The organism is Quyinboa ferrireducens (genome assembly GCF_042436675.1).
Lineage (GTDB): Bacteria > Bacteroidota > Bacteroidia > Bacteroidales > UBA5342 > JBHJHP01.
Map to the genome: position 1 here is coordinate 671,280 of NZ_JBHMVA010000001.1, position 12,446 is coordinate 683,725.

The 12,446-nt window shown below is 33.5% G+C and carries 8 protein-coding genes; all 8 read right to left on the minus strand.

What is annotated here, in order from left to right; genetic code table 11:
• Positions 1–207: 207 nt before the first annotated feature.
• On the minus strand, positions 208–2,733 hold the full coding sequence (locus ACE01N_RS02505; RefSeq protein ID WP_380584477.1) for an acyltransferase family protein: 2,526 nt from the start codon (positions 2,731–2,733) through the stop codon (positions 208–210).
• Positions 2,726–3,679, minus strand: coding sequence for a polysaccharide deacetylase family protein (locus tag ACE01N_RS02510; RefSeq protein WP_380584479.1), 954 nt, complete (start codon positions 3,677–3,679; stop codon positions 2,726–2,728). Before ACE01N_RS02510 ends, ACE01N_RS02505 begins: the two co-directional genes overlap by 8 nt.
• An 88-nt stretch (positions 3,680–3,767) precedes the next feature.
• A complete protein-coding gene (locus tag ACE01N_RS02515) occupies positions 3,768–4,505 on the minus strand; it encodes a methyltransferase domain-containing protein (RefSeq protein ID WP_380584481.1) in 738 nt (245 codons plus the stop codon).
• A 179-nt stretch (positions 4,506–4,684) separates the two neighbouring features.
• A complete protein-coding gene (locus ACE01N_RS02520) occupies positions 4,685–6,007 on the minus strand; it encodes an NAD(P)/FAD-dependent oxidoreductase (protein WP_380584483.1) in 1,323 nt (440 codons plus the stop codon).
• A gap of 61 nt (positions 6,008–6,068) precedes the next feature.
• Positions 6,069–7,784, minus strand: coding sequence for a nucleotide sugar dehydrogenase (locus ACE01N_RS02525; protein ID WP_380584485.1), 1,716 nt, complete (start codon positions 7,782–7,784; stop codon positions 6,069–6,071).
• Between the two features lie 92 nt (positions 7,785–7,876).
• A complete protein-coding gene (asnB, locus tag ACE01N_RS02530; RefSeq protein WP_380584487.1) occupies positions 7,877–9,757 on the minus strand; it encodes an asparagine synthase (glutamine-hydrolyzing) in 1,881 nt (626 codons plus the stop codon).
• A gap of 1 nt (position 9,758) precedes the next feature.
• Positions 9,759–11,255, minus strand: coding sequence for a hypothetical protein (locus tag ACE01N_RS02535; protein WP_380584489.1), 1,497 nt, complete (start codon positions 11,253–11,255; stop codon positions 9,759–9,761).
• A gap of 90 nt (positions 11,256–11,345) precedes the next feature.
• Entirely contained in the window at positions 11,346–12,446 is a 1,101-nt protein-coding gene (locus ACE01N_RS02540; protein WP_380584491.1) for a GDP-L-fucose synthase family protein, read from the minus strand.

Consider the following 12,446-nt stretch of genomic DNA (forward strand, 5'->3'; position numbering starts at 1 on the left):
ATAGAAGGTTTCTCTGATTCGTTTTGCTTATGGCTTAGAAAAACTGGGATTCGAAGAATTTCTAAAATGTAGATACCATTTTATAAAATTCTTCTTGTATTGTTCCGATAACTCTCAGTGTATTACCAACTTGAATTTCGAGTGTTCAAAGAATGATTCGAGCCCATGCTTCTTGTTATTTATTAACAAGTATAATTAATTTCTACTTTAGGGGGGAGTTTGAGAGGGGAATAATAGTTTATATAAATCACGTGAAATAATGATGTGACCATTTTCATTCCAGTGCCAGGAGTTTTTAAAATATAGGAGCTGGTTAGGATACTCTTTAAGGACTGGTTTTAAATTATAGAGATGGATATTATTTTGTTGACAAATTTCTTCTAATTTTTGGAATGGTTTATTAAGATTAAAATTGTTTAATTCATTACTATTATTGAAAGGGAAGAAAGTTATATCTTGCGGTTTGGATATTTCTATTTGAGATGGAGTGTATAAGACTAAGAATTCAGCATTTATATTTTTACAAAGGTTATCCATTTTTTTTAGTACTAATGCAATTTTGTATAATGTAGAATCAGCATAGTAGGAATAGTCTGTATCTTCATAAAGAAACATGAATGATTTTCTAAAGTTATATGGAGGGATGAATGACGGGTCTACAATTTTTTTTATTTTTGAAATAGAATTGTTAATATTGGCTCTTAACTGAGGGAAGTTTAATTTTTTTATTTCTCTATTTTCTGATTCTGAAATTAAACCAATTTCGGATAATCGTTCTTTCGGAGTAAAATTAATTTCAATAAATTCATTGGCGAAGAACTGTAGAATCACCTTCGAAGGTTTAATTATAGGTATTAACTCTTTTAACTGTGCCAACTCTTCATTAGGGCAATATCCAGTTACACCAGCATTTATTATGTTATAATTAAGACCTGTACTATCCAGTTTGTTTTGCAATAACCCAACATAGCTGTTCTCATATTCAAATGCTTCGGGCATGGTAAATGCATCACCCAGAACAATAATATTTTGATATGTACTGTCCTTAGTTCGATTTAATAATTCTTCAGGGAATGCCAATCCCATCGAATTTGTTTTTAGTATATAATCATAGTTATTATATTTCAGGTGTGTTTCTTTGTTTGGGATCAGACTATATGTTCTTGTTGGATTAACCTCCAGTGCAGGAAGCTCTCCCCAAGATCCGGCTTCAAGCGGATAATTTTTTTTGATCCAACTTTCTGCACCTACAATTATAAAAATCGCTATTAGAGTACTTACTATACTGTTTGTCCAGATATTTCGTGTTTTCCCAGGAACTAAAAGAATTAGCAGGATTAGAATTAAAAAAAGAGAAATAGCTTTCCCATTCCCTGGAGCCACAAAAAACAAAGAATAGAAAATAGTTACAAATGAAGCAATTGTAATGTTATTAGCCAGTTTGTAGTTTCCTTTATTTTGGTTAATAACTGAGATTAATAATATTCCGTTTATTCCCAGAAAGGCATTAAAAATATCTGTTTGATAAGAAGTTTGAATTCTTGGTTCAAGAAAATAGAACAGAAGTATTAAGAAACAGTAGTAAATTATAAACATAAATAAGGTAAAACGAGATTTTATATTTATACGAGGAAGACGCAGAGATGTTATGTGTGATTCGACAAAGATACCAGTGGCGATAATTAGTACAAACACTAGGACTGTTGCAATGATCATTGATTCAGGGGTATTAAAAGTATAAGCCCAGACAAAAGCCATTTGGTGGGTTAAATAAATGGAGAATGAATATGTTCCTATCCAAATAAGCATTTTATTCAGAGTCCTAAATCTTTTTGATATAAATACATAAAAGGAATAGCATAAACCAGTTAAGCCAAATGCTATTAAGAAGTTTGAAAAGAGTGTTGTAGCGACAAATATTGAGCCTATAAACCCAAGCACATAACTCAATATCGACATTGATAATATGGATGTAGCTTGGGGTAATGCTTTACCTGAGGCAATATATTGTCCAATAAACATTCCAATGGCAAATTCCGCTAAACGTGTTCCGAAGAATGAACCGTTCATCCACATGTACATGTTACCAAAGGGGTAATATCCAAGAATTCCAACAAGTCTTGACAGCATCGTAAATCCGATTGTAATCATTAGGAATATTAATGGTTTTGTTCGCCTTAGCAGTATAAATAAAGCAGGAAATATGACGTACAATTGCAGAATTAATGTTATAAACCACCACGAAGGATTAATAAAGTAAAAAAGCGATTCTGAAAATCGTAGGCCTAATAAACTTAACAGGACATCAGGGGATCCTACATCTATTGCCTTGTTTTTAAAAAACAAAGATCCAAATATAACGATCAAATGTATACTGATATAAACCGGGAAAATTCGTAATAGCCTTTTCCTGTAAAAATCTGACACCAGAAACTGTGGTTTGCTAAGGCTTGAAAGCGTCAGTAATAAACCACTTAAAAGAATAAAGACACCTACGAAGTTATCTCCAAGCCATCCCAGGAGATAAAAGATTCTTTCAATAAGGAACTGTCCTTGTGGCAGAATATTCCCCAATCTGGTCGCCAGGTCGGGCCAGTTATCTGATGGATTTGTGAACCAGTTGTAGGACCCTAATGCCTCAACAAAATGGTTCAATATGATACCAAGAATTGCAATTGCTTTGGCAACTGTTATCCATTCAAGTTTTTTGTAACGCTCCTTAATGCTAATCATTTAACTCTGTTATGGCATGATTACTCATATTTTCAAGGGAAAAATGCTTGCCAAGTTTCAGAATAACTTCCTTAAAAACATCTACTTTAACATCACTGGAAATATTCATCCCAGGGAAAAAGGCTAGTTGTTTAATCTGATCACCACCTATGAGGTCCAATGGATGAAGCAGAAAGCTGGGTCGGGTCCCTGTTATTTTGCACAAGATTAAAGCGATATTTAAATACAATCGCATTAATGCTTTGGATATTCCACTCAAATATAACAGGTAACTCAAATGAAATGGAACTTTTATAAATGGAATGGTTGTTACCGGTATCTCCAGTATTTCCTTACCGCTATCTAAATGTTTGGTGTGAGGTTTTAATTTATAGAATCCATCTTTCAGATTTCCAAAAAGGTCACTTCTGTCCTTTTTTTCTTCTTTCGTTAGTTTAGCCGTCATAAAATAATACCGTCTGGCAAAAGGTCCAATCCAGGTTGGAAGCGTTGAAGCGTCATAGATATAGCCCATTTCATTCAATACTTCAAGTACATCATTACTCCAGCTAAATCCGGGTCCTCTGAAACCAATCGGTTTTTCTCCTGTAGCTTGTATTATTGCTTTTTCCGCTTTTACCAATTCATTTCTGATCTCTTCTTTGGAGTATTTATGTAACCAGGATTCGTGATGAAAGGAGTGGTTGCCAACTTCATGCCCACGGTCAGTGATCATCTTTAGATATTTTTCATTTTTGGGTAATATCGCATCCTGTCCAACGATAAAAAACGTGATCTTTAAATTGAGATCATCAAGAACCTTTAAAACATGCGGAATGAAAATGTCCAAATAGGTAGGAAAATCTTCCCATCCTTTATCCCCGTGTATCTTCATATAAGACCACTGGTTATCCAGATCAAGAGATATACTGGCTATTGGTTTTTTATTACTGTCAGAGTGTTTCAATGTTAGAATGTTTTAATGTTGAAGAGTTTTAATGTTGCCACGTTCTCCATTTTTATGTTCCTGATTTTGTGAAACTGCAGATAATGGATTATGGTGTAGTGAAATCATTACTCATCTTTTGAAAAAGGTTCCATGAAATGTTTATTTCATACGTTTGAAACGGTTTGCTTAAAGTTTGGCTTATCATTTCTTTTAACCGGAGCATATAGTCATTATCAGAATGGTGCCTCTCCAGCAGATTAATAGCAACATCAATCATGATATTACTATTGGTATACCCGGTTTCAATCAGACTAAAACCTGAATTAGAGAAGCTCTCGGTCAGCGTGGACTGAGATAACCAACCCAGAAAGTTATCATTGTGTGAATCGATTTCGATATCATTGAGATGTCCATTAATAAATCTGTCAAGATTCCAGTTCTCAATGAGTACGTAACCGTTTGGATTTATAATATTGTACATTTTGGAGATTGCACTTTTCAAATTGAAAAATTGAGAGACAGGCTGAATAAAGGAGATCAGATCATACTTCCCCTTTACATCAAAAATTTCGAAACAAGAGTTTATTATTCTTAGGTTTAATTCTCTGATTCCGAAATCAGTCATGTTCTTGTCTGATTCTATTCCGATAACGTCCCATCGGTTGTTTGAAAAACCCTGCATAAAAAATCCTCCGGCAGCACCAATATCAAGCATTTTGCCTGGGTTAGTATATTTATTAAGAATTCCGGCATAATATTCGCCATTCCTGATAATATTTTCGCCTTCTGCAAAATATTTTGAAATATTAAAACTAAATCCTCTTGAGTATTCTTCGTAATACACGCTACACTTGTTTAAAAATAAAGTAGAATAAGTTTTGTATTAAATCGTAAGGATATTTTGTTGGTAGACATTGCTTTTAGTTCACATTGAATTTTAATACAACAATCCTTTTTTGTCTGAATCCGAAATTTATTTACCAATCTCTTTTAATGAAGTAAAATTAATCAGGGTATTAATTATTATTCTACATCATTAATACCAGAAAGGATGGCACTTAATTTATTTTCTGCTAATTGTATAGTCTCATTAATATTTAATGTCCCATTGGTAATATGAGCGGAATTTAACAAGTACAGACCTTTTACAGATGATTCTACAGGAGGAAGACTGTTTGAATATCCTATTTTATTCAATGCAAATACATTTCTGGCTCTGGCAATTTCTACATGTTCAACGTCGTTGAGATGCAGGTGCGGGTACATTTTTAATAAATAATCTAAAAACTTATCTGAAATCTCTTTGTCCGTCTTTTCAAAATATGGGTCATTAGATTGTAAATATTTTGGCAAGTATATTAGATGTTTATTATTAAGATCTCTTTTATCTACCAGAGCTGTCATTTCAATAACACCAGTGAAAGGAACACCCGAATCTGTAATGTTGGTCACGTAGTAAGGTGATATAGCTTTTTTAAGAATTACATTTGGACAAATTACCCCAAGATATTCAATATCACTATGTTTTTGAATTTCTTCATCAGTTAAATCCGGCACCATTCCGGGAATGAACGAAGATGAAATTGTATTAATAATATTGTCAAATTTATAGTTTGAACCGTCGGTAAATTCAATGTTCACCTGATCATCGTCTCTGTAAATAGATTTAGCTTTAAATCCTGATTTTAGCTCAATATTTTCTGCTTTTAACCTTGTGATAAAGACATCAAGTATTCTTGCGTAGCCACCCGGTAAATAACCAAACATTTCCTTTTTCAAGCCGCTTTTTCTGGCTGAATACATACGTTGTATAGTTGCCCATATAAATGCTGCAGATGTTTTTTTATAGGTGTCACCCAATTTTGCACGTAATAGAGGAAGCCAGATCTTTTCAAACGTATTTTTACCGGATAGGCGTTTGAGAAACTTTTCGACTGTTATTCTCTCAAGTCTTTTCCAGTTTTTAAGTTTTGAAGTGTAGAAAATAGTTCCGCCTAATCTCAGCTTATCCAGCAGATTAAGAGGAGGGAATTTTAAGAATTCGAACGTATTCGACATCGAATACAATTTCCCCTCTGTATAAAAACCGGTTTTTGTTTCTACCCATCTCATTTCGTTTTCAAGATTCAGATCTTTTAAAAGATTTCTGGTATAGGTATCAGACAAAAGAATAACATGGTAGAATTTATCCCATGTAATTCCATCAATATTCCAGGCACTTGCCAGGCCTCCGAAGTTGGGAGCTGCGTCAAACAGGGTGACTTTATAACCTTTTTGAGAAAGACGGAATGCAAGGGTCATACCTAACATTCCTCCTCCAATTATTCCAAAAGTTTTTTGTTTCATAACCAGGATTTTCTCCTTTTATTCCTCCTGTTGACCAGGAGGTGATTGGGAGTGGTGGTAACTATAATGTTTCGTTTACAGGTAAAATTTGCGCATTAAATGCATACTCTACAAGTTTTGACTGAAATCCGTTATAGGAATAAATCTTTTCAATTTGACCAGGATTAACAATTTCACAACCAGTTGAACATGTCGAGGCGAGATGTTGTACATCTTCAAATTTAGCTTTATTGAAATCAGTTTGAGCGTAGTTCCCGTTGAAAAATTCTATCAAAGATTTTACCTCATTTGCCACACCTTTTTCACAAGCCATAAAGCTATCATAAACAAATTGAGTAAATTCATCGGATGGCTCTTCCACACCTCTTCCTATGCCGCAATAAGGTACTTCAATTTTGCTGACCGTATCAGAATGGTATATATTGCATCCGTCAAAAACTCCTTTAATAGTCTTATTATGAATTATTTTTTCAGAATCGTCCATATAATATTTATGCGAAGTACATAGAAATATATAGTCGGTATTATTTAATACCGCATTAAAGTCATTTGTAAAAATGCTGTCGAATCCGTATTTCATAATGTTTTGATCATCAGGCTTTACAAATGGATCATGTATTTTTACATCACAACCTTTTTCGATCAGCAATTTAGCAAGTTCAAGTGTGGGAGAATTCCTTGTATCCTCAGAATTAAAGCGATAAGCGGCACCTAAAAGAGCTATTTTTTTATCATCTAATGATCCAAATGTTCTTTCTGCGAGTTCTATACTTTTTTGAGGTGCTTCATCGTTTATGGCTCTTGAACCCACAATCAGACTATTAGTTGTATTCTGTTCTTTTTCAATTTTTCTCCACCAGAGAAGTATGCCGTCTTTGGGCAGACAATGTCCTCCAACACCAATCATTGGAATCAATAAACCGCCTGAAGGAACTGCATTTGGATCTGTAGTGGCATTATCGGATTGAGAAAGGCGTTCATTAATTTTATCCCGCAACCTGAAAAAGTCTATATTGTGATCGTCGCAATATCTTACAATCTCCGCAGAGAAAGCAATTCTTACGTCTCTATACGCATTTTCAAGTGTTTTTTCTATCTCTGCAGTAAGGCTGTTTGTAGTAAATAAGGTACCCTCTTTTACGATGTGCGAATAAATTTCTTTAATCATTTGAGGCGTTTCCGGTTGTAGACCTCCGATTAATTTATCTGAGGCTGCAACACGTTCTACCAATCTACCCGGCATAACACGGTTAGGACTGTTTCCCAATAAAATATCTTTCCCTTCAATTAATCCAAATTTTGCAAAGTGATCCTTCATAACAGTCATCATGGATGATGGCGCTAATGTAGATTCAAAAACAATAATTGGCTTTTTATGTGCAGGTTTGTTTTGGAGTGCTTCGGCCAGACTGGTTAATCCTCCAAACATTGGGCCGTAATCCGGTTCAAGACCTTTCTTATCTGTTTGTATTGAAACCAGAATCACATCAGCATCTGCGATATCATTAAAGTCATGCGAAGCACTCAAAATACCTTCTTTGACACTTTTTTCTACAATATCATTTAATCCTGGTTCTATCCCTCCAATAACTGATTTTCCGGAATTAATGGCATCAACTTTCCACCCGGAATTTTTAGAGTTACGTTGGATTACAACAACTTTTGCAGGTGAACTATTCCCTATTTTTATTTTTGCATTAGCAAGAAGAGCTGCCATGGGCATACCTACGATACCAGGACCTACAACTCCTATTTTTTCAACATTCCAGTCTTTCATAAAATTATTATTAAGTAAAATAGATTAGCGTTAATTGTGTTCTCTCAGAAATTTAATTCAACAAAACAGTAAATAAAGGTACTTTCTCTCTTTCAATTATCAATATAGTTATTAAACCATAATTCAAGTGATAGTAGTCCCCAAAGTGACCTCCCAAATGATCGTTCAGATGCAATTAAATCTTCAATATTGGAATGATTAAAAATTCCTCGCTCTCTACTTTTCTTAGACAGCAAAATATCACGTATAAAGTTTGAAGCGCCATTTTTTGCCCATAAGTGTAGCGGAACAGGGAAGCCCATCTTATCTTTTCTGTTTAAAATAGATTCAGGTAATATATCGCGTGTTGCTTTCTTTAATAAATACTTCATTCCAGCCCCTTTATATTTCATGGAAGGAGGCATCTTGGCAACTAAATCAACAATTCTTCTGTCAAGTAGAGGTACTCTCGATTCCAAAGAAACAGACATGCTAACCCTGTCTTCAACCTGAAGAAGTCCCAGAAGACTGCCAAACATGTCAAAATGGGTCATTTTATTATAATAGGATTGGGTCTCAGGGTGATTAAATATTTCCTGGAATCGTTCAAATACTGATTCCTTATTAAAGGTTTGCTGAAAATCTTTTGTGAAATATGATAAACTGCTTCCACTTCTGTCTAACAGATGAAAATACCTTCGATCCATAGGCTCAAAAGCTCCTTTTTCCCAAAACTCACGCATCATCGGGACATATCTGTGGATATAAGGCAGATTCGGGATGATTGATTCCAGTGATACAATATGCTCACCTTCTTCTGTTGATTCAAACATAGCCCCTTTAACGGCCTGTTCAAAATATGCAATCATATATCGTGCATAGCCACCAAAGATCTCGTCTCCTCCCTGTCCACCCAGTACAACAGTAACATTTTCTTTCGCAAGCTTTGAAACCATGTATTGAGGAAATATCCCGGGACCGGCCACTGGTTCATCTAACTGATAGATTAATTTATGTAATGTATCTGTGAAATCATTTTGAGTAGGGAAGGTCTCGTAATATTTACCATTAACAGCTTTTGAAACATCTTTGGCAAAAGATGTTTCATCAAAATCCTTTCCTTCTTTAAATGCTCCTGTAAACGTTTTTAGCCTTCCGGGATAATATTTTGAAGCCAGAAGTGTAACAATTGATGAGTCCATACCACCGCTCAGATATGTTCCCAATGGAACGTCACTTCTCAATTGAATTTTTATGGTATCCTCGAGAAGACTTCTGAGTTCCTCAACGAAATACAATTCAGTGTGATGTTTGTCAACCTGAAAATCAGGTTCCCAGTAAGAAACCTGGTTCGCGGAATAATTTTGCAGGTTCATTATCATATAATGTCCAGGAAGTATTTTATAAATGTCCTCAAACATTGTATTTTGCCCCATTACAAATTGAAATGTCAGATACTCCTGCAACGAATTGTAATTCGGTTCTGCTTTGACAGCAGGATGGGTCAACAAGGCTTTAATTTCTGAACCAAAAAGAAAATATTCTTTTGAATTATAGTAATATAGCGGCTTTATCCCAAAATGGTCCCGGGCAATAAATAATGTCGACCTGCTTTTATCATAAATAACGAAAGCAAACATGCCATTAAGGTAATTCAGACAATCTGTACCGTATTCCTCAAACATTTTCAAAATCACTTCAGTATCAGAATCTGTTTCAAACCGATAACCTTTATATTTAAGTGACTCCCTAAGCTCAATATAATTATATATTTCACCATTGAAAATTATTGTATGATCCAATGATGTCATAGGTTGATGTCCGCTATTAAGGTCAATTATGGATAACCTTTTATGCCCCAGACCAACATTGTTGGAGATATAAAACCCCTCATCATCCGGACCTCGGTGCGCTATTTTGTCAGCCATTTTCCGAAGTATGCTCTCCTGAACCGGCATATTTGACTTATTTAATATCCCAACAATGCCGCACATCTTAGTTTGTGGTTTTGATAAGTTCTCGTACTCTGTATTTTTTACCAAAAGATGTATCTGACAATTCGTAATAATTTTCGCTTATGAATCCATTCAAAACATCATAGTTTAATTTTGTGCCAAATTTTTTTTCTAGGTACTTACGGGCTTCTGTTTGAAGTGAATTATCCACAAACCACAAAGTATCTGAATAATTAAATTGATTGAACCTATTTTCGACTTGCTCTTTATTTTTAATAAACCAATCCTTATGGTTATATGGAATATCAAGAGGTATTGTCATTGGAAATGAATATATATTTGTGTCAGTATTTAAATAATAATATATATTTCTTACCTCGCCTCTATAAAATAGAATAGGATGATTATTTCGATTCTTTTCATGCAAATAATTATCTATTTTGACTAATAAATATTCTTTATCCAGATATGGTGGATTATTTTTGATATTCAAAATATAAAACAATAAGAGAAATGGAATAACTATGTAAATGGACAGCTTATTATTGGTATGCTCTATTAACCAAATTAAATTTATAAATAATAAAGGGAATAATATTATTGCATGCCTTGCCTCAACACTTGAGTAACCAATAATAATTCTAGTAAATGAAAATGCAATAAGCAGAAATACAATATTTGTACAAATTAATTTTTCAAATGATGATAACTTAATTGGGAGTTTACTTATTAACAAGATTAGTGCTAGAATCAATGAAAAAAAAGCTAATATTCCAATGATTAAACTGGAAAAATTACTAGTTGAATAAATGGGCAAGAAAAAGGATCTGATTGTATTTAACCAAAAAAAGAAGATATTTGAGCCCGTCTCATTTGTAATATGCATATTTATTTGGGAGAATAAATTATTGCGATATATTATTAGACTAATAACAGGGATTAGCATTAATTGGATGTAGACAAGAATTTTTTTTCTATTATATAAGAATAAAAAAAGTGAAAACCCAATAAGTACATATGACAAATAGTATGTAGTATGGACGGATAAAATAGAAAGGATAACAAATAAAGTTTTATGAAATATATTATCTCTTTCTGCCAAAAAAATAATCTGAAAGAATATTATTAGAATCAATGTTAATAATATGGTTAATGCATAAACTCTTATTTCGAGGCCAGCCCAAATTAGTATTGGATTTATCGCATAAAGTACAGTATAAATTCCCTTCCTTTTTTCTACAACGCTTCCTATTATTTTATTGAATAAAGGTATGGAAATAGTAGTACACATTATGGAGAATATTCTAGCAAAAGAATAAGTCGTACTGATATTCCTCCAAAGATTTAATAACATAAAATAAACAGGTGGCTGTCCTTCGAAAATAATCGCTCTGTGAATAGTGTCTTTAAAAGATAATCCGGAAGTGAATAATGAGAAGCTTTCATCTAACCAAATAAAACAATGTTCTCCCAGGAAAAATAGAAGTAAAAAATGGGCTATAGATATAAAGATAACAAGAAGAGTGTTTTTTTTCATTTTTTCAATTACTCAAAGAATTACGGTATAGTCTCTTTTAGATTTATACGCGAACAATTAAAATCGTGTTATATTTTAATTGTATTTAGATTAATTATTTAGGTAGTGACGGTATAATAATTGAATCCCTTCTGCTAATTCAGTTTTGTGTTTCCACCCTAATTTATGCAACTTCGAAGGATCTGTTAATTTTCTCATTGTCCCATCAGGTTTTGAACTATCCCAAACTATTTCACCTTTAAATCCTATATTTTTCTTGATTGAAAAGGCGAGTTCCATAATTGATATTTCTTTACCAGTGCCAATGTTGATATGAGTATTACGAATCTTATTTGTTTTACTATGATCAAAGGAATTGATAACATCCTTAAAATCATAGTTTTCTAAAAGGAAAATGCAGGCTTCTGCCATATCCTCAGACCATAAAAATTCCCTTAAAGGTTTACCTGTACCCCATAGAGATAATTTGACCGTTTTTAAATCATCAATGGCTATTCCATACTTTAATAGTATGTTTCTGATATTATCTTCAGGGGCGCTCCCGTTAATACCTTCAATAGGTCTTTTATCCAGATCATCTTTTATTAAATCCCAATCATTATTCTCAAAACATTTTGCTAAATGAATTTTCCGAATCATTGCAGGTAGGACATGTGAGGTCTCCAAATTGAAATTATCATTTGGACCATAAAGATTTGTTGGCATTACCGAAATAAAATTGGTTCCATATTGCAGATTATAGGCTTCGCACATTTTCAAACCTGCTATTTTGGCAATTGCATAAGGTTCATTTGTATACTCAAGAGTATCTGTTAATAAACATTCTTCAGACATTGGTTGAGGGGCATTTTGGGGATATATGCATGTCGATCCCAAAAATAATAATTTTTTCACCTTATTTAGATAGGATTGGTGGATAACGTTATTTTGAATTTGTATATTTTCATATATAAATTGAGCCCTGTAGGTAGTATTAGCAATTATACCACCAACTTTGGCTGCTGCCAGAATGACATATTCAGGTTTCTCATGTTGAAAAAAATTACTTACCGCATCTTGATCCATTAAATCGAGCTCTTCTCTTGACCGTAATATTAAATGTGAAAATCCCCTTTCACGAAGTTTCTTAGTTATTGCAGAACCAACTAGTCCTAAATGCCCGGCAATATATATTTTACTATTTAAATTCAT